Source organism: Schumannella sp. GW821-FHT10F01 (genome assembly GCF_058809295.1).
This window is the reverse complement of the sequence record NZ_JBXASM010000001.1, coordinates 471,839-495,493: the sequence shown is the minus strand read 5'-3', so window position 1 is coordinate 495,493 and position 23,655 is coordinate 471,839. Positions and strand designations below refer to the sequence as shown.

Genomic DNA, 23,655 nt, shown 5'->3' with positions numbered 1-23,655 from the left:
TCTACTCCGGGATGCGCCCCGGCGCCCGGAGCGATGCCACGTCCTCGCCGGCGGCGTCGCGCCGCTGCAGGTCGCGCACGAACTCGACGAAGTCGTGCTCGGGCCGCCACCCGAGCACGTCGGCGGCCTCGGACAGGTCGTGGTGCTCGACCTCGTCGGGGAACGCGACGCCGTGCTTCTCGAGCAGCGCGGTCGCCCCGGGCACCTGCGCCTCGACCCACGCTGCGCCGCGGGTGCCGAACGCGCTGCGCACGTCCTCCGGCATCCCGTGGTCGCTGTGCACGATCGTGCGGAAGACGCCGAGGCGCCGCGCGAGTACGGCCTCCGTCGCGGCGGCGGTCGCGGTGGCGATGTCGCGCACGTCGACCCCGTTCCGGAGCAGCCGCTCGCCCCAGCGCAGATACGGCTCGGGCACGAAGCCGTGGTAGCGGAGCAGGGCCACCGAGCCGCCGGTCACCTCGTGCCACATCTTCCAGAGGTCCTCGCCGAGCACCTTCGTGACGCTGTAGACGCTGCCCCAGCCGTACGCCATCGAGGAGGCCCAGACGACGCTCTGCACGCCGGCGTCGCGGCAGGCCTGCGTCACGTTGAAGGTGCCGTCGACGTTGACCGCGAAGATCGTCGCGTCGCTGACGGTCGGCCGATGGGCGTTGTGCCACGCGGCCAGGTGCACGACGGCGTCGACGCCCTCGACGGCCTCGCGCACGTCCGAGTAGGTGCGGGTGTCGACCCGCAGGAACTCGCCGACGTCGTCGAGCGGATCCGGCGACGGCGCCACGTCCGCGCGGCGGACGGTGTGCCCCGCTGCGGCGAGCAGGCGCGAGGTCGCGCGGCCGGCGACGCCGGACGCACCGGTCACGAGGATGGTGCTCACGATGCTTCTCCCGCTCCGCCCCGCGTCGTCGCCGGGCACACGCGTCCGACGCTAGCGGAGCGCGTGCGGCCGGCGCCGGGCGATCTCCCACCCCCGTCCCAGCCGACTACTCCCGCGGGATGACGCGGAGCGCTCGCGCCCGGCGGAGCGTTGGAACATGGACACCGACCGACCGATCAGCACCGCCCGCCCGCGCGAGACGGACCGCCCCCTGCGGGTCCTCGTCGTCGACGAGGAGGAGCCCATCACGCACATCCTCACGCTGGCGCTCGAGATGGAGGACTGGGAGGTGTCGGTCGCGCACTCCGCGGCCGAGGCGATCACCAGCGACTTCGACCCCGACATCGTGCTGCTCGACATGATGCTGCCGGACCGCCTCGGCACCGAGGTCGTCGCCGAGCTCCGCCGCAGCGGCTCGCGAGCGCACATCATCTTCCTGACCGGGCGCGACGACCGCGACGACCGGATCGCCGCCTACACCGCCGGCGGGGACGGGTATCTGACGAAGCCGTTCGGCGTCGAGGAGGTCGTCGACCACCTTGAGGTGCACCGCCGCCAGCTCGGGCTCGCGCCATCCAGCCGCCGCGTCGACGACCTCGTGCTCGACGTGCAGGAGGGCGCGGCCTGGCGCGGCGCCGATCGGCTGCCGCTGTCGTCGCTCGAGATCGCGCTGCTCCGCGAGCTGGCGGAGCGCCGCGGCGAGCGCCTCAGCTCGGGTGAGCTCGTGCGCGCCGCGGCCGCGCACGACGTGCCGGTGCCGCTCGGCATGGCCGGCCGGCTGCTCGAGCGCCTGCGCGCGGTCGTCAACGACTTCGGCACGACGTTGATCACCGTGGAGGACGGGCGCTGGGCGATCGGCGCCGCGGCGGACTGACCGGGGCGCGGACGCTGGGCACCGCCTGGGCATGACCGGCAGCCGGGGAACGGCGTGGACTCCGGTGTTAGCTTTCGAGCATCGCCCCAGGACCCCGGTCGATGATCCGGATGCGTCCCGTCGGAGTGCGCACGGATCGTCAGCACCGCCTCCCGGTGGCCCGCCGCCATCCGCCTCTCCCTGGCATCGGCGGCTCCCCATCTCGAACGGAACGAGTTCCCGTGTCCCCCCGCAACACCGTCATCCGCAGTCTCCACGACCTCGGGCTCGCCGCCTGGTTCGGCGGCACCCTCATGGGCGTCGTCGGCCTCAACGGCGCCGCCACTCACGCGCTCGAGCCGTCCGAGCGTCTTCGGATCAGCTCGATCGGCTGGGCGCGATGGGCCCCGGTGCAGCTCGCCGCGCTCGCCGTGCACGGTGTCGGCGGACTGGGCCTCATCGGCGCCAACACGGCCCGCCTCGCCGCCCAGCCCGAAGGACGCGCCAACACGGTCGTGAAGATCGCCGTGACCGTCGCGGCCGGCGGGGCGACGCTCTACTCGGCGCTCCTCGGGCGCCGCATCAGCGCGCGCTCCGACGAGGGCGCCGACGGCGTGACGGAGCCCGGCGCCGACTCGTCCGTCGAGCTGGCCTCCGCCCAGCGCCAGCAGCGGGTCGTGCAGTGGATCGCCCCGGCGCTCACGGCCGTGCTGATCGTGCTCGGCGCGCAGCAGGGCGAGCAGCAGCGGCCCCTCGCGGGACTGCTCCACCGTCTCCGCGGCTGAGGGAGCACGTCAGCGGCTCGCCGAGCCGCTGCGACCACGCCGCCGGGATCGGCGGCACAGCACGAGAAGGAGCACCCCATGAGCGACCCCACCACCGCACCGGCCGACCCGGACACCGACCAGCCGGTGACCACGGACCCCGACGGCAGCCCGTCGACGCCCGACGACTCGCCGGCGGGCAACCCGTCCGGCGCAGCGGACCCGGAGACGGGCGCGGACACCGCGTCCGGCGGAGCACCCGAGCCGGCCTGACCGGTCACGATCCCGTCGACGGCGGCCGGCGCCCCAGATCGCCGGACGCCGTCGGCGCCCACTAGGCTCGTGCCGATGTCCTGGACTCAGGCCACCACGCATCAGCGGGAATGAGGCCGGACATGCCGACGTCCGAGCGCGTCATCGCCGTCACCGCGGAGCTCGCGTCCGCCGCGGAGGACCCGGCCGGGCTGAGCGCCCCCCTCGCGGCCGCGCTGGCGGTGCGGTCGGTCACGATCTCGACGCTCGCCGGCCCGTTCGACGTCGAGGTGATCGGCGCGACGGACGAGTCGGCGGCTGAGCTCGCGAGGCTCCAGATCGATCTCGGCGAGGGGCCGTCGTGGCGCGCGCTCGACCGGAGGACGCCCGTGCTGCTGCCGGATCTCGCGGACGTCGCCGAGTGGCCGCTGCTCATGCCCTCGATCGCGGCGGCGGGGATCCGCGCCGTCTACGCGTTCCCGCTCGCCGTCGGCGCGCTCGGCATCGGGGCCGTCGACCTGCACTCCGACGAGCCCGGCTCGATGGGACGGGCGGACCTCGCCGACGCCGTCGAGCTCGCCGGCGTCCTGTCGGTCCTCATCCTGCACCGCGAGCTCGCCCGCATCGTCGACGCCGACGCGGACGATCCCGCCCCGGGCAGCACCGGCCGCCGCCGCGTGCACCAGGCGACCGGGATGCTCGTCGCGCGCTTCGGCGTCCCGGCGGACGAGGCGCTGCTCATCCTCCGAGCGCACGCCTTCGGACTCGGCCGCCCCGTCGAGGAGGTCGCGGCCGACCTCGTCGCCCGCCGGATCGAGTTTCCCGCGTGACCGGCGACGCCGGTCCGTATGCTGAGGGCATGACGGGGTCGAACCGTGAGAGCGAGCTCGCCGCCACGTTCGTCCAGCTGGCGGACACGCTGGTCGGCGGCTACGACGTCGTCGACCTGCTGCATGTGCTCGTCGAGCGCTGCGCGTACTTCCTCGACGCGACCGACGCGGGCATCCTGCTGCCTGACGTCGACGGCGCGCTCGAGGTGGTGGCATCGACCAGCGAGCGCGGCCGGCTCATCGGGCTCCTCCAGCTGGCCGCCGACGAGGGCCCCTGCGTCGAGGCGTTCCGCACCGGACAACTGGTCACGGTGGAGACCATCGAATCGACCCGCGACCGCTGGCCCCGCTTCGCGGCGCGCGCCGCCGACCTCGGGTACTCGTCGACCCACGCGATCCCGCTCCGACTGCGGTCGGAGATCATCGGATCGCTGAACCTGTACCGCGATCGGCCGGGCACCCTCGACGAGACCGACGCCGCGACCGCCCAGGCGCTCGCCGACGTCGCGACGATCGGCATCATCCACGCCCGACTGCTGACCGCGAGCGACACCGCGCGAGCGCAGCTGCAGGGCGCGCTCGACAGCCGGGTGCTGATCGAGCAGGCGAAGGGCGTGCTCGCCTACGGCCAGAGCCTCAGCATGGACGAGGCCTTCGCCGCCCTCCGCACCGAGGCGCGGGCCACGGGGACCCTGCTGACGGACGTGGCGAGACGCGTCGTCGATGCCGCGACGGATCGCTCCGGCGCCACGCCGTCCGGCGACTGACGCGCTCGCGCGGAGACCCGTGCGGTCTACCGTGTGGCCATGACCTCACGCGCGGCCGCCATCGTCTTCCGCCTCGTCATGGCGGCGCTCTCGATCATCGCCATGTCGGTCCAGCTGTTCGCGGTCCACATCCCGCTCGGCTACAGCGTCGTCAACTTCTTCGTCTACTTCACGAACCTCTCGAACATCCTCATCTCCGCGGTGTTCATCGTCAGCGCCGTGCGCCTGATCCGGCGCCGCTCCGACCCGTCGGAGACCGACGTCGCGATCCGCGGCGCGGCCGTGGTCTACATCGCCTTCGTCGGACTGGTGTTCAACACGCTCCTGCGCGACGTCGACCTCGGCGACCTGCTGCCGTGGGTGAACGCGATCGTGCACTTCCTGCTGCCGATCGCCGGGGTGCTCGACTGGGTGATCTGGCCGCCGCGACGCCGGCTCCCGTTCCGCATCACCCTGGTCTGGCTGATCTGGCCGGCGGTCTACTCGGTGTTCTCGCTCGTCCGCGGCGCCGTGGACGGCTTCTACCCGTATCCCTTCTACAACCCGGCCGCGTCCGGTGGCTACGGCGGCGTCGCGCTGCTGTGCCTCGTGCTGCTCGTCGGGTTCTTCGCACTGGCCGCCGGCGTCTGGGCGCTCGGCAACGCCCTGGGGGCCCGCCGGTCGCGCACCCGCTCGTGATCTCCTTCCCGACGGGGTCGCGGAGGGCCTAGGCTCACGACGAGCCCCGGACCCCGGCTCGCTCGCCATCGGCGAGCACGGATGCGTCCGCCGAGGCTCCTCGTGCCGCGAGTCGTCCCGGATCCCCGGGCGCATCGGACAGGTTTCCGGCGGCGCCACGACGTCGTCGGAGACGCACCGTCTCGAGGCGTCCTGATCCGGCTCGAACCCGCGGTCGGTTGCCGCGGTGCGGACGGTGCGGGCCGGCGGTGTCCCGACGCCGCCGGCCACCCCCTTCCTCCGACCCCGTCGGCGCAGACCCGGATGCCGCGACCTCGGGCCGTCGCTAGGGTGACGCCATGTCGACGCTGGCGGTGCCGCGACGGCCGGCCGTCTCCACGGTGCTGGTCGGGTCGATCGGCGCCGCCTCGGTCGCCGCGCTGCTCGCCCAGCGGCTCGGCGGAGCGGACGGATTCCCGACGGATCCGCTGGCGACCGGGTCGTGGGCCGCCGCCGCCGTGCTGGCCGACGTCGCCAGGACGCACCTCTCCGCCGCCGGACGTCTCCGCGCCGCGCGGTCGGCCGCCGCCCTCACGATCGCCCTGCTCGCCGGACTGCTGCTCTCGGCGGCGGCCGTCGCGGCCGCCGGCGCCGGTGGAGCGGGCGCGGTGGTCGTCGCGCTCTGGAGCGTCAGCTGGATCCCGCCCCTCGTGCTGTCGCAGCTGCTGGCGTCGTCCGCCGTCCGGGCCGACGACGGCCGCCTCCCCGCGCACGCGATCGTGCTCGCGACCGGCGCGGCCGGTGTGGTCTGCGGCGCGCTGCTCTGGCGCCCGGCCGCGCCGTTCACCGGGGTCGCGACGATGGCCCCCGACGGCTGGCCGACCCGCGTCGCGGTGGTGGGCGACGTCGTCAGCGGGGTCGGGATGCTCGGCCTGCTGGTGCTCCCCGCGGTGCTGCTGCGCGCCGCGCTCGGGTCGCGCGACCGCAGCCGCACCCGGCTCGCGATCGCGGCCGCCGGCACCGCGGCGGCGCCGCTCGCGGTCGCGTTCTGCCTGCTGCTGGCCGTCGCCCGCGATCCCGGCGACGTGGATCCGGCGGTCGGCTCCGTCGCGTTCCAGGTCGCGGTCGCCGCCGGCGCGGCGGCGGGGTCCGTCTGCGCACTGCTCGCCGCCAGGGGGCCCGTCGAGCCGGCGCGGCTCGCCGCGGCCTTCCGCGCCGCCGCCCTCGGGGTGGCGGCGCTCGTCACGGCAGGGGTCGGCACCGTCGTCGCGGCCGCGGAGCTGCCGCCCACCGCGGTCGCGCTGCTCGTCGCGGCGCTCGCCGTCGCGCTGGCCGCCGGTGCGTGGTGGGGCGGCGGCCGGCTGGCGGACGCCATGGGCGAGCCGAACGCCCTGCCGGCAGCCGCACCGGTCTCCCCTGACTCCGCTCCCGCGCGCCTGGTCGAGCTCACGGCCCGCGAGTCGGAGGTGCTGGCCCTCCTCGCCGACGGATCGAGCAACGCGGGCATCGCGGCGCAGCTCGTGGTGTCCGAGCGCACCGTCGACGCCCACCTGCGATCGGTGTTCACGAAGCTCGACCTGCGGCCGGATGCGGGCGCGAACCGTCGCGTCCAGGCCGCCCGCCGGTGGCTCGATGCGTCCGCCGGATCCGCGTCGTCGGGGTCGGCCGCACGGGATTAGGCCTCAGCACCGATGCCCGGGCGCGGCCCGTCCGGGCACCGTGGTGGCACGCCGCTCGGCGTCCGACCCGGAAGGTGACCATGTCCGCCCACGCTCCGTCCCCCGTCCGCACTCCCGCCCGCCCCGCCGCCCGTCCCGCGCCCGATCCCGCGGGGGCGCGGCGCGGCGCCGCGACCGCCCTGTTCGCGGTCCTGCTCGCCGCCCTCGCCGGACGCTTCGCGTTCCTGGCCTGGGAGCCGCCGTTCGACGGCGCGATCCACTTCGACGACATCCGCCCCCTGGGCGACGTCTACTGGACGGCGCACCTCGCCGTCGCCGGACCGTGCTTCGCCCTCACCTGGATCGCGACCGCCGTCTTCATCGCGTCGCTCGCCCGGGGCCGCACGGCGGCGGTCACCGTCGCGACGGCCTTCGTCGCGGGGATCGCCGGGCTCGTGTTCGCGCTCGTCATCACGGCGGAGGCGCTCCCGTTCGCCTTCGCCGCGGATCCCTCGATCGCCGACGACGCCTCCCGGGCGCTCTTCGACGACTTCAACCGGATGCTGCCGATGCTCGCGCCGGCGATCCTCGGCACCCAGGCGGCGATCGCCCTCGCGATGCTCGTGTTCCTCGTCGTCGCGCTCGTCACGCGGGCGATGCCGCGCTGGTTCTCGATCGCCGGCATCGCCTACCTCGTCGCGTTCATCGCGCTGCCGCTCGAGCTGCTCGGGCGCCCCGCGATGATCGCGAGCGAGGTCGTGCAGACGCTGCTCGTCGCCGGGATCGGCTGGTTCGGGCTCCGGGCGGTGCGACACTCGTCCCGATGAGCGACGGCCCCGCGATCCGCTTCGTCCGCCTGCCGGCGGCGCCCCTCGACGAGCTCGCCGCCCTGCTCAACGAGCCGCGCAACGCCCGGCACATGCCGCTCGCCGGGCCGATGGACGCGGCGGCCGTCGCGGACTGGGTGCGCGCGAAGGACGCCCAGTGGGCGGTGCACGGCTACGGGCCGGAGGCGATCCTGCTCGACGGCGTGCTCGCCGGCTGGGGCGGCTTCCAGCGCGAGGACGCGGGCGCCGACCTCGCGCTCGTGCTGCTCCCGTCGTTCTGGGGCGAGGGCGCGGCGATCGCGGCGGCGCTGCTCGATCGCGGCTTCGGCGAGCTCGGCCTCGACGCGGTCGTCGCCGAGCTGCCGTTCTCGCGGCGTCCCGACCGCGTGATGGAGCGCCTCGGCTTCCTGCCCGACGGCGAGGCGGTCTTCGACGGCATCCGGTTCCGGCAGTACCGGCTGACGCGGTCCGGCTGGCGGACGCGGCGCAGCCTCCCCGGAATCGCCTGACCTACCCTCGAGGGCATGGACGACGACGTCACGAGAGCCGCTGCCGGGCCGACCGATCGCGACGTGATCATCGTCATGACCGACCAGCACCGGGCGGATGCCAGCGCCCGCGAGGGCTTCCCGCTCGACACGACGCCGTACCTCGACTCGCTGGCCCGCGGCGGCGTGTGGTTCGACCGCGCGTACACGACCTCACCGCTCTGCTGTCCCGCGCGCACGAGCCTGCTGACCGGACGCTGGCCGAGCGCCCACCGGGTGACGCAGAATCCCGCCGTCGACCTGGCCGTCTTCTCCAGCGACCTGTACGGGGCCGCCCGCGCCGCGGGGCGGGCGACCGCGATGGTCGGGAAGAACCACACCTACCTCCGCCCCGACGATGTCGACCGGTTCGTCGACTTCACCCATGACGGCAGCGTCGAGCGCCCGGCGTCGGAGGGGGCCGCCGCGTTCGACGACTGGCTCGCCGGGCTCCGTCACCGCACGGTCGACGAGCCGACGCCGTTCCCGCTCGAGGTGCAGAACCCGCACCGGATCGTCGACGCCGCGCTCGAGTGGGCCGCCGAGGTGCCGGCCGACCAGTCGCTGACGCTGATCGTCTCGTTCCCCGAGCCGCACAACCCGTACCAGGTGCCCGCGCCGTACTTCGACCTGTTCCCGCCCGCCTCGCTGCCCCCGGTCGGCGCGGGAGCCGAGGCGCTCGACGTCCTGCCGTTCGCCTGGCGCCACCTGCAGCGCATCGGGCGGGAGGCCTTCCCCGACTACGACGAGGTCGTCGGTCGCGCCCGCTCCAACTACTACGGCATGCTCCGGCTGATCGACGACGAGGTGCGCCGCCTCGACGCCGGGCTCCGCGACCGTCGCGGCGCACGGCGGCGGGTCCTCGTGATGACGGCGGACCACGGCGACTACGTCGGCGACTACGGCCTCGTGCGCAAGGGGGCCGGCATCCCGGACGTGCTCGCGCGCATCCCGCTGCTCGTCTCGGGCGACGGCATCGGGCCGCGCCCCGAGCCGCATCCGGCGCACGTGTCGATCGCCGACCTGCTGCCGACGCTGTGCGAGGCGATGGGTGCCGCGACGCCGCCCGGGGTGCAGGGCCGCAGCCTGTGGCCGCTGCTGGTCGACGGCGGTGCCGACGGCGACACGACCGGCGGCGACCCGCACGGCGAGTTCGCGAGCGCCTACACCGAGCAGGGCATGGGCGGCCTGCCGTACACGGCGGAGGACGCCGAGGCCGCCGGCGCCCCGGGGCTGATCCACGACGGGCCGGAGGGCGCGCCGCGCTTCGACGAGCTCAACGCGGTGACGCTGAGCGGGCGGCGCCGGAAGATCCGGGCGGGAGACTGGTCGCTGCAGGTCGACGTGCTCGGGGACGCGCGCCTGCACCACCTGCCGAGCGACCCGCTCGAGCTCGTCGACCGCTGGGCGGACCCGGACCTCGGCGACGTGCGCGCCGACCTGCTGCGGCGGCTCGCGGTCTGGCAGATGCGCGCCGAGGATCCGCTCCCGGTGGTGCCGGGCGGCTACCCGCCGAAGACCGACCCGCGCAACTGGCTCGCGCCGTACGCCGACGGCTCCCGCGCCGCACCGCTCGGCTAGCCTCCGGTGTCCGGTGTGCTGCGCCCTCCGACCGCGTGCCGTGCGGCGATCGTCGCGAGGGCGGCCGCGTCCGGCCTCCCGTCGATGACGAGCACCCGGTGCCGGAGTGCGAGCACGGCGCCGTCCGCCAGCTCGAGCTCCTCGTCGTAGGCCGGGTTCGACGCCGCGCCCACGTAGTCCGCGGTCCGCACGAACCAGCGCGGCTGCCGCCGCTCCAACCCGCCGACCGCCGAGAGCAGCACGGTCGCGCCCGCGTCCGCGCCGCCTCCCGTCCCCGCCGGGCTCCGCACCGCGATCCACTCGCGCGCGCTGCCGCGCACGACGGACTCGGCGAGCACGTCCACCCCGCCGCGGCCGTCCGGCGCGAGCACGTCCGCGCCGCGCCAGGAGACCGGGCCGCGCCAGAAGAGCCCGCCGTAGCCGGCGTCCGGACGGCCGCGCGTGGTCGGGCTGCCGACGCGGAGCGGCTCGCCGGCGACCGCGACGAGCCGGGTGTCGACGTCGAGCGACCAGACGCCGTCGTCCGTCTCGGACAGGGCGAACCGCGTCGTGCGCTCCTCGGCGATCATCCGCCGACCGGAGGGACCGACCCAGTCGAGGCGCTCGCGCAGGTCGACCCCGCCGTCCGCCGGATCCTCCACCTCGAGTGCCGTGCGCACCTGACGGCCGACGTCGTCGAGCTCGACGTAGCCGCCGGCACCGCCGTCCGCGTCGCGCACGAAGGTCGGCCCGCCCCAGAAGTTGACGTCCGAGACGTCGGTCAGCGTCAGGGCAAGACCCGTGTGCCAGGGATGGTCGTCGGGCCGGAAGTCCGTGACGACCGTGTCGTTCACGGCGTGGAGCGGGTGCACGAACGGCTTCGGCGACTCGCGGGGCGGCAGGTCGGCGCCGTCGGCGTACCGGGCGAGCAGTCGGCCGTCGAGCAGCACCGAGACGGCGCCGTCCGTCATCGTGTGGCTGATCCGCATCGCGTGGCAGGCTAGCGCGCTATCGTGACGGCAGGCCCCGGACCCGGCCCTCTCTCCGAGTGAGCGAAGGCGGATGGCGACATGGGACGACTGCACTACGGGACACGAGGCGACGCGGCGGAGCTCGACGATCGGCTGCTGCGGCATCTCGAGCTGCTCACCGTGTCGAAGCTGCGTCGGAACGAGGGCTTTCTGCTCAGCTGGACCGCCGACGGCCGCAGGACGGCCGTCTGGATCTCACCGGCCTCGGAGCTCAGATTCGAGAGCTCGTCCGAGGACGCAGTCGCGATCGACCGGCGGATCCTCGACGAGGCGCTCTCCGCGGCATCGCGAGCCGGCAGCTTCCGGATCGAGGACCTCGCCGATGCGCTCGCCGGCACGGCGCATCCGGCACGGACCTGAGTGGTCGGCCGCACCGACGGGTTCGGTGTCGGCCGGACGGGCGGCGCGATGCGACCTGGGCGCTGACTGGCGATGCGACGACTCCGGCGGCCGATCGCCGGACGCGGCGTACCGTCGCTGCAGTCGCCCCTAGACCTCGGTCGACACCGATCCCGCCGGATCGCCGCTCCCCGCGGCGTCGCGGGCCCGAGGCTGAGGAGGCCCCATGTTCTTCCACGTGCAGCGACTGATCAACGACATCGTGCCCGGCGACCCCGATCCGGCCGCCGCCAACGCCCTCCAGGAGGGGCTCGGCGGCCAGTTCGGCGAGATGCGCACCATGATGCAGTACCTGTTCCAGGCCATGAACTTCCGCGGCCCAGCCGCCAAGCCCTACCGCGATCTGATCCAGGGCGTCGGCACCGAGGAGATCAGCCACGTCGAGCTCATCGGCACCACCATCTCCCGCCTGCTCGACGGAGCGCCGGAGTACGCCGGCAAGAAGACCGATCCGGTCGACAAGCCCGGTGCGGCCGGAGCGACGCCGCTCTCGATCGCGCTCGACACCGGCAACATCCACCACTACCTGGTCGGCGCGCAGGGCGCCCTCCCGGTCGACGCGGCCGGCAATCCGTGGAGCGGCAGCTACGTCTACAACTCGGGCAACCTCGTGCTCGACCTGCTCTACAACCTCATGCTCGAGTCGACCGGACGGCTGCAGAAGTGCCGCATCTACGAGATGACCGACAACCCGACCGCGCGCGCCACGCTCGCCTACCTCATCGTGCGGGACCAGGCGCACGAGAACGCCTTCGCGAAGGCGCTCGAGACGCTCGGCGTCGACTGGAGCACGACCCTGCCGATCCCGAAGACGAACGCCGAGCGGTTCCCCGAGGTCAAGAAGCTCGTGGACGCGGGGCTGCAGAGCAAGCAGTACACGTTCGATCTCGCCGGGCAGTCGGAGGCCGGCCGCATCTTCCAGGGCGCTTCGCCGTCGAACGACGGCACCGAGCTCTCCGCCACCGAGCAGGCGCCCGAGGGCGTGCCGTCGACCATCGCCCGCGAGCGCTTCGAGGAGTTCGCTCCGGGCGCCGACGCCTCGCTGCTGAAGCTCATCCAGGCGACCGCCGAGATGGAGCTCGCCGACGTGGAGTCGTTCTACGGACCGGTCGCATGACCCGCGTCGTCTAGCGTCGGAGCATGGGACTCTTCCGCGCGCGCTCCGATCGGCCCCCGCACTCGGCGTCGGCGGGCTCCGGCAAGCCCGCGCTGACCTCCCCCGGTCCGCTCTGGGCCGACGGCTTCGGGCGCCTCGCCACCCGCGCGCTGCAGGCGCTCATCGTGGTGGCGGTGGCCGCCGGCATCATCTTCGTCATCCAGTACCTGACGCTGGTCACGATCCCGCTCGTGCTCGCGCTCATCTTCGCGAGCGCGCTGTCGCCGATCGTCCGCTGGCTGCGCGACCGCGGCCTCCCGTCCGTGATCGCGACCCTCCTCGCGCTGCTCGCCGTGGTGGTCGTGCTCGGCGGGATCGGCTGGCTCGTCGTGATCGCGGTGCGCGACCAGTGGGGCGACCTCTACGACCAGGCGGAGGACGGCGTGAAGTCGTTCGCGGACTGGGCGCAGCACCTTCCGTTCTTCCCCTCCGACCAGCAGATCGACGACCTCCTCGACCAGGTCACCGGGTTCCTCACGAGCGCCCAGTTCGGCTCCGGCGCGATCGCGGGCGTCGGCGTGGTCGCGAACGTGGTCACCGGCTTCGTGCTGATGGTCGTCATCCTGTTCTTCTTCCTCAAGGACGGCCGCCGGATGTGGGAGTTCCTGCTCCGCCCGTTCCGCGGCGAGGGCTACGAGCGCGGCCGCCGGATCGGCGACAAGACGGTCACCGTGTTCGGCTCGTACGTGCGCGGCACGGCCGCGGTCGCGCTCGTCGACGCGCTCGGCATCCTCATCGGGCTGCTGATCCTGCAGGTGCCGCTGGCGGTGCCGCTTGCGGTGCTCGTCTTCCTGCTCGCGTTCATCCCGATCGTCGGCGCGACGCTCGCCGGGGCGGTCGCCGCCCTCGTCGCGCTCGTGTCGAACGGCTGGGTCAACGCGCTGTTCGTCGTCGGGGTGGTCGTGCTGGTGAACCAGCTCGAGGGCAACTTCCTGCAGCCGGTGCTCATGGGCCGGTCGATGAAGCTGCACGCCTTCGTCATCCTGGTCGCCCTGACCGTCGGCACCGCGGTCGGCGGCATCGTCGGCGCCGTGCTCGCCGTGCCGATCACGGCGGTGGTCTGGGGCGTCACCCAGGTCTGGGACGGCCCCGACACCCCGGCCCGCTGGGCGAGGGCGAAACCCCGGGAGGCGCAGGTCGCGGGCTAGCCGCGACCCCGCCGGCCGAACCGAACCAACCCCATCGATTCGTGCCATCGGGGCGCTTCGAGCGGCTCAGACCGCCCCGATGGCACGAATCGATGGGGTTGGTTCGACTGGGCGGGGACCGGGCTCAGGCCTCGCCGAGCCGGCCGTCGATGTTGTCGAGCGAGATCTCCTCGGAGTCGAGCGCCGTGCGCATGACCTCGATCGTCTCGGACGAGTAGGCGCCGCGCTCGTACGCGTCGCGGAGCGCGGCGCGCTCGGCCACGATCTGCACCCGCCGGAGCTGCTGGAACTGCACCACCGGGTTCGTCGGATCGTCGAGGTCGGCGCTCGCCCACAGCTCGATCCGGCCGAGCCAGGTCTCGGTGTTCGCGTTGACCTCCTCGACGACCCGGTCGCCGACGGGCACGCCGGCGCTCACGCTCGCCTCGACCGCGCCGGACACCGCCGCATCGCCCGCCGCGGAGAGCTCCTTCCGCAGCGCGTAGACCTCGGCCCGCTCGCCGCCCGCCGTGTCGCCGACGGGACGGAGGCGCCGCACCACCGGCGGCAGCAGCAGCCCCTGCACCACGAGCGTCACGATGGCGACCGCGAACGCGACGAGCACGAGCGACTCGCGCATCTCCAGGTCGTCGGGGATGGTCTGCACGGCCGCGACGGTGACCACGCCGCGCATCCCCGACAGCCCGAGGATCACGCCGTCGCGCCAGCTCAGCGCCTGGTCGCGCTCGGCCGTGAGGTCGTTGTTCTGCTGCTCGAGCCGTCGTCGGAAGTTCTGGAACGACTGCGTGAACCGGCTGCGCGTCCGCTCGTCGATCTCGATCGGCGCGGTCGGCGGATTCGCCTCCAGCTCGGCGATGCGGGCGGCGATGCGGTCCCGCTGGGCTCGGTCGCCCTTCGTCACGATGCCGAGACTGGCCCGGAGTCCGCGGGTGAAGCTCTTCAGCGGGGACTGCCGGATGCCGAGCTGCTGGAAGTTCGCCGCCCGCCGCTGGAAGTCCTCCTCTGTGACGTTCTCGAACCGCTGGTTCACCCGGTCCGCCTGCGCCGAGCGCTTGCGGTAGCGGCGGCGGATCGTCCAGAGCAGCGGCGGCATCGCGGCGAACCGCACCCCGACCAGCAGCACGATCACGAGCCCGGCGACCCCGAGCGTGCCGGGCAGCTCGTGCTCGGCGGCGACCGTCGCGACGATCGGCCAGAGCTGGAAGCCCATGAACAGGAACACGGCGTTCTCGACCAGCAGCGTGACCGCGCGCCAGGTGCCCGCCTCCGCCAGCCGGAACGAGGCGCGGATGCGGTACGGGCCCTGGTTGCCGACGATGATGCCCGCCACGACGACGGCGACGACGCCGGACGAATGCACGAGCTCGCCGAGCAGGTAGGCGACGAACGGCACCACGAGCGAGACGGCCATGTCGAGCACGCTGTCGGTGATGAACTTCCGCAGCTGCACGCTCAGCGCGCCGAGCACCACGCCGATGACGAGCGCGCCGACGACGGCCCAGAGGAACGTGAGCACGATCATGCCGCCGCTCGGGGTCGCGGACGTGACGTCGGCGATGGTGAGCATGGTCGACAGCAGCACGAGCGCGGTCGCGTCGTTGACCAGGCCCTCGCCCTCGAGGATCGTCACGATGCGCGGCGGCAGCCCGAGCCGCTTGCCGATGCTCGTCGCGGCGACGGCATCCGGCGGCGCGACGACCGCGCCGAGGGCGATCGCGAGCGCCAGCGGCACGGTCGCGATCCAGATCAGGTGCACGGCGACGCCGACGAGCACCGCCGACACGACCACGAGCACGATCGCGAGGAAGCCGATCACCCGCAGGTTGCGGCGGAAGTCGACGAACGGCACCTGCCGGGCGGCCGCGTAGAGCAGCGGCGGCAGGATCACCGTGAGCACGAGATCCGGCTCGATCTCGAGGTGGGGCACGCCCGGGATCGCGCCCACCACGATTCCGACGAGCGTCAGCGCGAGCGGCGCGGCCACGCCGATCCGCCCGGCGAAGAACGAGACGAGGCCGATGACGAGCACCACCCCGACGACGACGAGCATGGTGAGCTGGGTGTGCTCCATGCCGCCAGGCTATCGAGTCGCTGTCAGGCGATCGGCAGCGCCGTGAACCTCGGCAGCGGCAGGTCGCGGCCGTCGACCGCGAGGCACACCGGGTCGTAGCCCCGGCCGTGCGAGATCGCGAGGCCGGCCAGCTCGGCCGGGATCACGGTGCCCGTGACGACCACGATGGCGGTCTCGTCGTCCGGATCCGGATGGGCGTCGACGACGCGCACCCGCGGCACGGGCACCCCGTCGCGGTCGACCAGCTCGAAGCCGGGCAGCCGGCTCGCGGGGCTCCAGCCGCCGGCGACGCCGGTGCAGCTGATCCGCACGCGCTGGAGGCCGTTCGGGCTCGGCGAGATCAGCTCCGCAGCGACGGCGTCGGGGCCGGGCTCCCCCGACGCCGCGACGGCCGCGAGCCGCCGCCCGAGACGCCGCAGCCCGACCGTGCTCACGTGGATCGGATCGGAGAGCTCGAGGTCGACGGCGCCGACGACGCTCGTGCCCGGGACGCGCGACGGCAGCGTCCGCAGCGCCTCGCAGACGCGGTCCCACGATCGCTCGTCCATCTCGCCGCCCCCGCCGATCGGGGTCGCGAACCGCGCGAGCTGCACGAGGTGCACCGGCAGGTCCGGTCGATCGAGGTCCTGGCGCACGGCGGCGATCCAGGCCTCCAGCCGCGCGCCGTAGTCCGCCGACCGCACGGCCGTGGAGTCGGACTCGCCCTGGTACCAGAGCACGCCGGCCAGCCGGGTGCCCGGCCGCTCGAGCGCACGGCGCACCCGGTCGAGCATCGAGCCGTACAGGGTCGAGGTGGAGGCGCGCGAGTGCCCCCCGGCGCCCGGCGACCACTGCTCGAGCGACGTGCCGCCGTGCGCGGCCGGGATCAGCCCGATCTCCTCGCCCGTCGCATCCGCCATGGCGGAGCCGAAGGCCGGTCCGAGCCCGGCGCCGGTGCGCCGCGACCGGGCGAGCATCGCGAGCTCCTCGTCGGCGAGCGACGCCTGCTCGGCGGGGACGTTCGGCCGCAGCAGCGCGGCGTGCACCGGGGTGTAGCTCTCCCAGAGCGGATGCAGCGGCTCCGTCGCGTCGGCCCAGTCGCCCGCCATCGTGAGCACCGAGAGCCGCGGATCGACCGCCCAGCCGGCGCGCGGGTCGTCGAGCAGCCCGACGCCCTCCATGTTCGACTGCCCGGCGAGCACCCAGAGGTCCATGGCCTAGACCGTATCGAGGTGCGGGATGCCGTCCACGAAGGCGACCCGGGTGCCGGCGATGCGCCAGGTGCGCCCGTGGTCGTCGTTGCCCTGGAAGAACAGGTAGCCCTGCCCGTCGTCGTCCTCGAAGTAGCCGGGATGCCCGCTCTCGGAGCTGTTCCACTCCCCCGGATCGCCGTTCGGCAGCAGCGGCCGCGACGATCCGCGCGTCCAGCGGACGCCGTCCGTGCTCGTCGCCCAGCCGATCTGCTGCGGGTCGTTGTTGTAGCCGCCCGCGTAGAACATCGTCAGCGTCTCGCCGTCGAACCGGAGCGCGGGCGCCTCGATGCAGTCCGTCTCCCACGCCAGCTCCGGCTCGAGTGCCGGGCCGTCGTCGTGGTGGTGGGTCCAGGCATCCGGTCCGAAGCCGCTGTCCAGCGCCGCCGACGCCGTCCCCACCATCTGCCGCCGCATCTTCGGGTCGCGGGTGGCGTACGCCAGCAGCAGCCGGTCGCCGAAGACGACGGCGTCGGCGTCGATCGCGCGCCCGATCGTCCAGTCGCCGGTCGGGCCGAACACCGGGTTCTGCGGATTCGGCGTGAACTCGATCCCGTCGGTGCTCGTCGCGTGGCAGATGCGGTCGCCCTCCCACTGCCCGTAGGTCTGGTAGAAGAGGTGCACCGTGTCGCCGATCACCACCGCGCCGGCCGCGGCGATCCCGCGATCGTCGTACCCGCCGGCGGACCCTACGGCGCCCACGGTCTCCCACGAGACGAGGTCGTCGCTCGCCGCGACGCCGACGGTCCAGCCGCGCAGCGCCTCCCGCGACGCCGGCGGACGCGAGAAGTAGAGCAGGTAGCGGCCGCCGAACCGGATGACGGACGGGTCCTTGGAGAACGGCACCCCGCGCGTCGACGGCTCCTGAGCCCAGGGCTCGCCGAGCAGCCGCGGCGTGCCCGGGTCGTTCCACGTCCCGGTGGCGGGCACGGTGCCGCCGGTGTCACTTGTCAGCAAGGGCCTTCTCGAACTCTCCTCGGATGACGTCGCCGCCGGAGCTGCGCCAGGTCTTCACGGTCGCGGTCCAGCTGGACACGGGCTCGCGACCGGCGAGGATCGCGTTGATCGCATCGGCCATCCTCGTCGCGATCGTCGCGCCCTGCCGGGAGGCGGTGTCGGAGTAGTACCCGTAGGTCGGGTCGGCAACGGCGTCGTCGACGATCGCGTCCATGTGGTCGCGGAGGCGCTGCGAGACGCCGCCGAATCCAGGCAGGTAGAGCGGCCGCGGCCCGGCGCCGAGGTACTCGATCGGGAACACGCCGCCCATCTGCGCGTTGCCGGTCGGCGTCAGCACCGGCTCCCCGTTCTTCTTCTCGAACTGCTGCCCCTCCGTGCCGTAGTGCTGGAACTCGTACTCCTCGGTGCCGAACGGCGCCGCGAGCCAGTTCGCCAGCTCGAGGAGGGCGGTCACGCGCTTCTCGTCGCCCTTCTTGATGGCCGCGATCGAGTTGTTCGGCGAGCCGAGCCACATCCGGCCTGGCAGCGTCGCGACCCCGATCGTCGACGGGTCGCCGGCGGTGAGGTTGAGGCAGTAGCCGTACGAGGCCGTGTAGCTGTCCTGGATCATCGCGGCCGAGCCGCCGTAGTACCAGACCTTCTGGTTCGCGGGGGCGGTGGCGATGCTGTCCGGGTGCACGTAGCCCTTCTTGATGAGCTCGGCGCCGGTCGCGAGCATGTCCTGGAAGGCATCGGACTCGTAGTTCGAGACGAGCTTCTTCCCGTCCTTCCCCCAGTTGTTCGGGATCTCGTACATGCCCTGGAGGATGCCGAGCGGCACGGACGCGAGACCCCAGCGTCCGCGGGCCGCGTCGGTGAGCTCCTTCGCCAGCTCGACGAACGCGTCCACGTCCTTCGGGGTGCTGCTGAGCCCCTGCTCCTCGATGAGGTCGCCGCGCACGTAGAGCACGTTCGAGCTCTGCACGCCGCGCGAGATCGGCAGAGCGTAGATGCCGTCGTTGTAGACCGTGCCCTTCCACGAGGTGGTCGGCAGGTTCGCGAGGAACGGGTAGTCCTTCACCGCCGACCCGGACAGGTAGGGCGTGAGGTCGGCGGCCTGCGACTTCAGGAACTGCGGCAGGCCGTTGAATCCCGGCGGCACGTTGAACATGTCGCCGAGCTCGCCGCCGGCGGCCGCGGTGGCGAAGCGCGCCGGGTAGTCGGCGGCCGAGGTGATGGCGAGGGTCAGGTCGACGCCGAGGCGCTTGTTCAGCTCGACCCAGAACGCGTTGCCGTCGTTCATGGCCGGGATCGTGTTGCCGAACGGCACCGATCCGGCCACCTTCGACCCGTCGCCCGGTACGCCCTTGACCGCCCGCACCACCTCGTCGGGGTATTTGAGGAACACGTTCGGGATGCCGGCGTCGGTGCCGGCGATGTCGGCGCTGACGCCCTTGTAGGGGACGTAGTCGGGCAGCTTCACGCCGCCCGGGCCGGTCGGGTTCGAGCCGCCGCCGCTGCTCGGCGTGCAGCCGGCGAGCAGACCGAGGGTGCCGAGCGCCCCGATCGAGCCGGCGCCGATCAGCAGCGATCGGCGACTGAGTTCGTGCGACATGGTGTGTGCCTCCGTGAGGGTGGATGTGGGAGATGGGGTGGAGCGCGGTCAGCCCTTGACCGCGCCGGTGAGCACGCCCTTGGCGAAGTGGCGCTGCAGGAACGGGTAGACGAGCAGGATCGGCACGATCGAGATGATGAGCGTCGCCATCTGGATCGAGTTCTGCGGCGGGAGCGCCTCGCCGAGCGCCCCGAGGTCGGCACCGCCGAGGGTGGTGCCGTTGACGACGTAGGTGCGCAGCACGAGCTGCAGCGGCCACTTGCCGGAGTCGTAGATGTAGAGCAGGGCCGTGAAGAACGAGTTCCAGTACCCGACGGCGTAGAACAGCCCGACCACTGCGAGCACCGCCTTCGACAGCGGCATCACGATGCGGCCGAAGATGGCGAGCTGGCCGGCGCCGTCGATGCGCGCGCTCTCGATGAGCTCGCGCGGGATGCCCATGAAGAACGCGCGGAGCACGATCACGTTGAAGCCGCTCACCGCCGTCGGCAGGATGAGCGCCCAGTACGAGTCGAGCAGCCCGAGCTCCTTCACGAGCAGGTAGCTCGGGATGATGCCCGGCACGAAGAACAGCGTGAACAGCACCGTGAACAGGATCGGCTTGTGCCCGAACGAGCCGGGGAAGCTCAGCGCGTAGGCGAGCAGCGTCGAGCAGAGCAGGCTGATGCCCGTGCCGGCCGCGGTGACGCCGGCGCTGACGAGCAGCGCCTGCGTGACGACGCCGCCGGAGAAGATGGCGACGTAGGCGTCGGGCGAGAAGCTCGTCGGTAGGAACACGAACCCACCCGCGGCGTTGAGCGTGTCCGGCGAGGCGATGCTCGTGGAGATGACGCCGAGGAACGGCGCGATCACCAGCACGACCGCGATGCCGAGCACGACGAACTTGAGCGCCTTCACGACGATCGCGCCCGGTGTGAGCCGCTTCCGCCGGCGCGGCACCCTGACGGGCGCCGGCGTGCGGCTCCCGGTGTCGACGGCGGTCGCGCTCATCGCGCCTCCCTCTGGACCCTGCTCATCGGGCCTCCCTCTGGTAGATCCCCGCCTCGCCGAAGAGGTGGGCGACGCGGTTGGCGACGAGCACGAGCACGACGCTGACGAGCCCCTTCACCAGCCCGACGGCCGCCGCGACGCCCCATTGGCCGCTGACGACGCCGTTGTTGTAGACGTAGGTGTCGAGCACCTCGGCCGCCTTCAGCCCGACCGCGGGCTGCTGCAGCAGGAACTGCTCGAAGCCGACGCTGAGCGAGTCGCCGAGGCGGAGGATGAGCAGGAGCACGATGATGCCGCGGATGCCGGGCAGGGTCACGTGCCAGAGCTGGCGGGCCGGCGAGGCGCCGTCGACGCTCGCCGCCTCGTAGAGCGACTGGTCGATCTGGGCGAGCGCGGCGAGGAACAGGATGGTCGCCCATCCGGTGTCCTTCCACAGCACCTGGCTCGTGAGCAGGGCCAGGAACACGTCCGGGTTGCCGATGATGTCGAGCGTCTGCAGGTCGTTGGTGCGGAGCGCGGTGTTGATGAGCCCGGCGCCGCCGAGCACTTGCTGGAAGATCGCGACGACGATCACCCACGACAGGAAGTGCGGCATGTAGAGGATGCTCTGCACCCACCGCTTGAGCCGCTCGGAGACCATCGAGTTGAGCACGAGCGCCAGCGCGATCGGCACCGGGAAGATCAGCACGACCTGCACCAGCGTCATGACGAGCGTGTTCTTCAGGGCGTTGAGGAACTGCGGGTCGCCGTTGAACAGCACCTCGAAGTTGCGCAGCCCGGCCCAGCTCTGCTCGCTCAGCGGCAGGTAGGGCAGGTAGTCCTGGAACGCGATCACGTTGCCGAGCAACGGCACGTAATGGAACAGGATCACGAGCGCGAGCCCCGGCAGGGCGATGAGCAGCAGCGACCGGTCGCGGCGGAACCGCTGACGGGCGGATGCGCGCGGCCGGGACGTCGGCGTCGGCGTCGGAGCCGAGCCGCCGGCCGTGCGCGTCGGGGTCGTCGACGCCGAGGCCTCCGCCTCGACCCGGGGTGAAGTCACGCTCGTCTCCTCCTCGAAACGATGCGGCGTCCGCCGCTGGAGCACGACCATACGTCTATTTCATCGATGAAACAAGACGTTGCATCGATGAAATACTGGAGTGCGCCGTCGCGGTACCGATGCAACCGGTCTCAGCGACGGGGTCGCGCGATCAGACCGAGCTCTCCCGGACCACGAGCTCGTAGGGCGCCCACAGCGTCTCGACCGGGGGCGCCCCCCCGTCCAGCCGCCGGACGATCCGGTCGAGGGCGGTGCGCGCGATCCAGCGCTTGTCGGGGCTGACCGTCGACAGGCTCGGCGTCGAGAACCGCCCGTCCTCGATGTCGTCGAAGCCGATCACGGCGAGGTCGTCCGGCATCCGGACACCCCGCTCGTGGGCGGTGCGGATGGCGCCCAGCGCGAGCGGGTCCGTGAACGCGAACACGGCATCCGGCGGCTCCGGCAGGTCCAGAAGCGACGACATCGCCGACGCCCCCGCCGAGCGCGTGAAGTCGACGACCCGCGGCACGAGCACGTCGTCGTGCGCGATGCCGCGCTCCTCGAGCGCGGCGAGATACCCGCCGAGCCGCTGGGCGGCCGTGCCGTGCGTCGCGCCGTTGCCGCCCAGCACCGCGATGCGCCGCCGGCCGCCGTCGAGCAGGTGCCGCACGGCGTCGCGTGCCGCGGCGAAGTTGTCGATCATCACCTTGTCGAAGCCCGGGAACTCCTCCTCGCCGATGATGATCACCGGGCCGGCCCCGGCGAGGTCGCCGACATCGGCCGCCGTGATCGCGAGCGGGTTGAGGATGAGGGCGTCGAACAGGCCGCCGCGGGCGGTGCGCTCGATGATCGCGAGCTCGCGATCCCGGTCGCCGTCGGTCTGGTCGATGACGACGGTGAGGCCGCGGCTCGCACCCTCCTCGATGACGGCCTGCGTCAGCTCGGCGAAGTACGGGTTGTCGATGTTGTGCAGCATGAGGCCGACGAGCCCGGAGCGACCGGCCTTGAGGCTCCGGGCGAGCTCGCTCGGCCGGTAGCCGAGCCGCTCGATCGCGTCGAGCACGCGCTGCCGGGTCTCCGGCGCGACGCGCTCGAACCCGCTGACCACGTACGACACCGTCCGCGTGGACACCCCGGCGGCCTCGGCCACCTCGCGGCGTGTGGACATGCGCGGTCCCCCTGGGTTCGAGATCCGAGTATCGCACCCACCCGCCGGCCGAGGAGGGCCGCCAGGCCCACGCCGGCTTCGCGCGGCTTCGAAGCCTCAGGTCTGCAAGCGCGAGGCTTCGAGACAGGCCGGAGACGGCCTTCCTCAGCCAGCGGGATCTCGGAGCGGATTCAGGCGACGAGCATCCGTCGCGCATCAGCCGGCGTCGGGAAGGCCTCGCCGCCGCCGACCGTCGCCGTCAGCACCGAGCGCAGCTGGCGCCCGGCGAGGCTCAGCGCGCCGAGCGCGACGGCCTCCGATCCGAGGGTCGACGCGACGACCTCGGGCGCGATCGGGCAGAGCCGCGCGATCGTCTCGCGCATCCGCGGCAGGAACACATCGGCCGACGGCGAGCTGCCACCGCCGACCACGACGAGCTCCGGATCGAGGGCGAGGATGAGCGCGGAGGCCCCGGTCGCGAGCGCGTCGGCGAACTCGTCGGTGGCCGCGATCGCGGCCGGGTCGCCGCGGCGCGCGAGCGCGAAGACGTCCTCGCGGCTCGGCAGCTCGTCGCCGAAGCGGCCGCGGCTCCAGGCCGACTCGAGCTCGGCCCAGCGCAGCTGCGGCAGCTCGCCGATGATGCCCGCCGCGCCGTGCACGCCGCGGTGCACCCGCCCGCCGACGATCGCCGCGCCGCTCGTGCGCACGCCGCAGAGCACGTAGACGACGTCCTGGCGGCCCCGCGCTGCGCCGACCGCGAGCTCCGCCTCCGCGCCGAGCGCGACGTCGCCCTCGACGAGCACGGCGGTGCCGAGGCGCTCCGAGAACCACGAGCGCAGGTCGAGCCCGGTCCAGCCGGGCATGCCCTCGCCGCCGAAGTAGCCGACGACGCCCGCGTCGATGGTGCCCGGCGAGCCGATGCCGACGATCCAGAGGTCGTCGCGACCGAGCCGGGCGTCGGCGAGCAGTGAGTCGAGCAGCCCGGTCGCGGCCTCGAGCCGGGCCTGGGCCGAGTCCGTCTCCTCGACGCGGATGCTCGCCGAGCGGAGCTCCGAGCCCGCGAGGTCCGCGAGCACCGCGTAGATGTGGTGACCGCCGATGTCGATGGAGGCCTGAGCGCCGAGCCCGCGCTGCAGCCCGAAGGTCGCCGCGGGCCGGCCCGGACGTCCGCTCGCGCTCTCGCCCGCCTCGATCCAGCCGAGCCCCACGAGATCGCCGATCACGCCGTCGACCGCGGTGCGCGACAGCCCGCTCGCGGCCACCAGCTCGGCCATCGACTTCGGCGCATCCATGATCTGCCCGAGGATCCCGAGCGTGTTCATCCGGCGCAGGAGCGACCGGCC

Annotated in this window: 23 protein-coding genes; 13 read left to right on the top strand and 10 right to left on the bottom strand. The window is 73.2% G+C overall.

Annotated features, from left to right (window positions below; genetic code table 11):
* Nucleotide 1 precedes the first annotated feature (1 nt).
* Nucleotides 2-874, bottom strand: a complete 873-nt coding sequence (locus AC1RSJ_RS02480) for an NAD-dependent epimerase/dehydratase family protein (protein ID WP_493116740.1) — start codon at nucleotides 872-874, stop codon at nucleotides 2-4.
* A 157-nt stretch (nucleotides 875-1,031) separates the two neighbouring features.
* Between AC1RSJ_RS02480 and AC1RSJ_RS02475 the strand changes: the two genes are divergently transcribed.
* The 10 genes from AC1RSJ_RS02475 to AC1RSJ_RS02430 all read left to right on the top strand — a co-directional run bounded on the left by AC1RSJ_RS02475 (nucleotide 1,032) and on the right by AC1RSJ_RS02430 (nucleotide 9,590).
* A complete protein-coding gene (locus tag AC1RSJ_RS02475) occupies nucleotides 1,032-1,748 on the top strand; it encodes a response regulator transcription factor (RefSeq protein ID WP_493116739.1) in 717 nt (238 codons plus the stop codon).
* Nucleotides 1,749-1,969: 221 nt separating this feature from the next.
* Nucleotides 1,970-2,512, top strand: coding sequence for a hypothetical protein (locus AC1RSJ_RS02470; RefSeq protein ID WP_493116738.1), 543 nt, complete (start codon nucleotides 1,970-1,972; stop codon nucleotides 2,510-2,512).
* A gap of 78 nt (nucleotides 2,513-2,590) precedes the next feature.
* Entirely contained in the window at nucleotides 2,591-2,764 is a 174-nt protein-coding gene (locus tag AC1RSJ_RS02465; protein ID WP_493116737.1) for a hypothetical protein, read from the top strand.
* 122 nt (nucleotides 2,765-2,886) lie between these two features.
* Nucleotides 2,887-3,573, top strand: a complete 687-nt coding sequence (locus tag AC1RSJ_RS02460) for a GAF and ANTAR domain-containing protein (RefSeq protein ID WP_493116736.1) — start codon at nucleotides 2,887-2,889, stop codon at nucleotides 3,571-3,573.
* A 29-nt stretch (nucleotides 3,574-3,602) separates the two neighbouring features.
* Complete coding sequence (locus tag AC1RSJ_RS02455; RefSeq protein ID WP_493116735.1) at nucleotides 3,603-4,340, top strand: ANTAR domain-containing protein; 738 nt, start codon at nucleotides 3,603-3,605, stop codon at nucleotides 4,338-4,340.
* A 39-nt stretch (nucleotides 4,341-4,379) separates the two neighbouring features.
* The gene (locus AC1RSJ_RS02450; protein WP_493116734.1) at nucleotides 4,380-5,018 is read left to right on the top strand and encodes a Pr6Pr family membrane protein; all 639 of its coding nucleotides are present in this window, start codon (nucleotides 4,380-4,382) and stop codon (nucleotides 5,016-5,018) included.
* Nucleotides 5,019-5,356: 338 nt separating this feature from the next.
* A complete protein-coding gene (locus AC1RSJ_RS02445) occupies nucleotides 5,357-6,676 on the top strand; it encodes a LuxR C-terminal-related transcriptional regulator (protein ID WP_493116733.1) in 1,320 nt (439 codons plus the stop codon).
* An 80-nt stretch (nucleotides 6,677-6,756) separates the two neighbouring features.
* Nucleotides 6,757-7,482: a hypothetical protein gene (locus AC1RSJ_RS02440; protein WP_493116732.1), complete on the top strand. Its 726-nt coding sequence runs from the start codon at nucleotides 6,757-6,759 to the stop codon at nucleotides 7,480-7,482.
* Nucleotides 7,479-7,991, top strand: coding sequence for a GNAT family N-acetyltransferase (locus tag AC1RSJ_RS02435; protein ID WP_493116731.1), 513 nt, complete (start codon nucleotides 7,479-7,481; stop codon nucleotides 7,989-7,991). The genes AC1RSJ_RS02440 and AC1RSJ_RS02435 overlap by 4 nt, the downstream gene beginning before the upstream one ends.
* Nucleotides 7,992-8,006: 15 nt before the next feature.
* Complete coding sequence (locus tag AC1RSJ_RS02430) at nucleotides 8,007-9,590, top strand: sulfatase-like hydrolase/transferase (RefSeq protein WP_493116730.1); 1,584 nt, start codon at nucleotides 8,007-8,009, stop codon at nucleotides 9,588-9,590.
* Here AC1RSJ_RS02430 and AC1RSJ_RS02425 read toward each other — a convergent pair.
* Nucleotides 9,587-10,558 (bottom strand): DUF6807 domain-containing protein, encoded by a 972-nt coding sequence (locus AC1RSJ_RS02425; RefSeq protein WP_493116729.1) that lies wholly within the window; start codon nucleotides 10,556-10,558, stop codon nucleotides 9,587-9,589. The two genes, AC1RSJ_RS02430 and AC1RSJ_RS02425, sit on opposite strands and share 4 nt — an antisense overlap.
* Nucleotides 10,559-10,639: 81 nt before the next feature.
* Between AC1RSJ_RS02425 and AC1RSJ_RS02420 the strand changes: the two genes are divergently transcribed.
* From AC1RSJ_RS02420 to AC1RSJ_RS02410, 3 genes are all read left to right on the top strand, one after another.
* The gene (locus AC1RSJ_RS02420) at nucleotides 10,640-10,960 is read left to right on the top strand and encodes a DUF7882 family protein (protein WP_493116728.1); all 321 of its coding nucleotides are present in this window, start codon (nucleotides 10,640-10,642) and stop codon (nucleotides 10,958-10,960) included.
* Between the two features lie 205 nt (nucleotides 10,961-11,165).
* Nucleotides 11,166-12,116, top strand: coding sequence for a manganese catalase family protein (locus AC1RSJ_RS02415; RefSeq protein ID WP_493116727.1), 951 nt, complete (start codon nucleotides 11,166-11,168; stop codon nucleotides 12,114-12,116).
* A gap of 23 nt (nucleotides 12,117-12,139) precedes the next feature.
* Entirely contained in the window at nucleotides 12,140-13,303 is a 1,164-nt protein-coding gene (locus tag AC1RSJ_RS02410; protein ID WP_493116726.1) for an AI-2E family transporter, read from the top strand.
* 124 nt (nucleotides 13,304-13,427) lie between these two features.
* Here AC1RSJ_RS02410 and AC1RSJ_RS02405 read toward each other — a convergent pair whose 3' ends face one another.
* The 8 genes from AC1RSJ_RS02405 to AC1RSJ_RS02370 form a co-directional block, all read right to left on the bottom strand.
* Nucleotides 13,428-15,374, bottom strand: a complete 1,947-nt coding sequence (locus tag AC1RSJ_RS02405; RefSeq protein ID WP_493116725.1) for a cation:proton antiporter — start codon at nucleotides 15,372-15,374, stop codon at nucleotides 13,428-13,430.
* 23 nt (nucleotides 15,375-15,397) lie between these two features.
* Complete coding sequence (locus AC1RSJ_RS02400; RefSeq protein ID WP_493116724.1) at nucleotides 15,398-16,567, bottom strand: sialate O-acetylesterase; 1,170 nt, start codon at nucleotides 16,565-16,567, stop codon at nucleotides 15,398-15,400.
* A 3-nt stretch (nucleotides 16,568-16,570) separates the two neighbouring features.
* Entirely contained in the window at nucleotides 16,571-17,560 is a 990-nt protein-coding gene (locus tag AC1RSJ_RS02395) for a family 43 glycosylhydrolase (RefSeq protein ID WP_493116723.1), read from the bottom strand.
* Nucleotides 17,547-19,154 (bottom strand): type 2 periplasmic-binding domain-containing protein, encoded by a 1,608-nt coding sequence (locus AC1RSJ_RS02390; protein WP_493116722.1) that lies wholly within the window; start codon nucleotides 19,152-19,154, stop codon nucleotides 17,547-17,549. Before AC1RSJ_RS02390 ends, AC1RSJ_RS02395 begins: the two co-directional genes overlap by 14 nt.
* A gap of 48 nt (nucleotides 19,155-19,202) precedes the next feature.
* The gene (locus AC1RSJ_RS02385) at nucleotides 19,203-20,144 is read right to left on the bottom strand and encodes a carbohydrate ABC transporter permease (RefSeq protein ID WP_493116721.1); all 942 of its coding nucleotides are present in this window, start codon (nucleotides 20,142-20,144) and stop codon (nucleotides 19,203-19,205) included.
* Nucleotides 20,145-20,166: 22 nt separating this feature from the next.
* On the bottom strand, nucleotides 20,167-21,186 hold the full coding sequence (locus AC1RSJ_RS02380; protein ID WP_493116720.1) for an ABC transporter permease: 1,020 nt from the start codon (nucleotides 21,184-21,186) through the stop codon (nucleotides 20,167-20,169).
* Between the two features lie 151 nt (nucleotides 21,187-21,337).
* Complete coding sequence (locus tag AC1RSJ_RS02375; protein WP_493116719.1) at nucleotides 21,338-22,333, bottom strand: LacI family DNA-binding transcriptional regulator; 996 nt, start codon at nucleotides 22,331-22,333, stop codon at nucleotides 21,338-21,340.
* 170 nt (nucleotides 22,334-22,503) lie between these two features.
* Nucleotides 22,504-23,634 carry an ROK family protein gene (locus tag AC1RSJ_RS02370; RefSeq protein WP_493116718.1) on the bottom strand — a complete coding sequence of 377 codons (1,131 nt, stop codon included), beginning with the start codon at nucleotides 23,632-23,634 and terminating at the stop codon, nucleotides 22,504-22,506.
* Nucleotides 23,635-23,655: the final 21 nt, after the last annotated feature.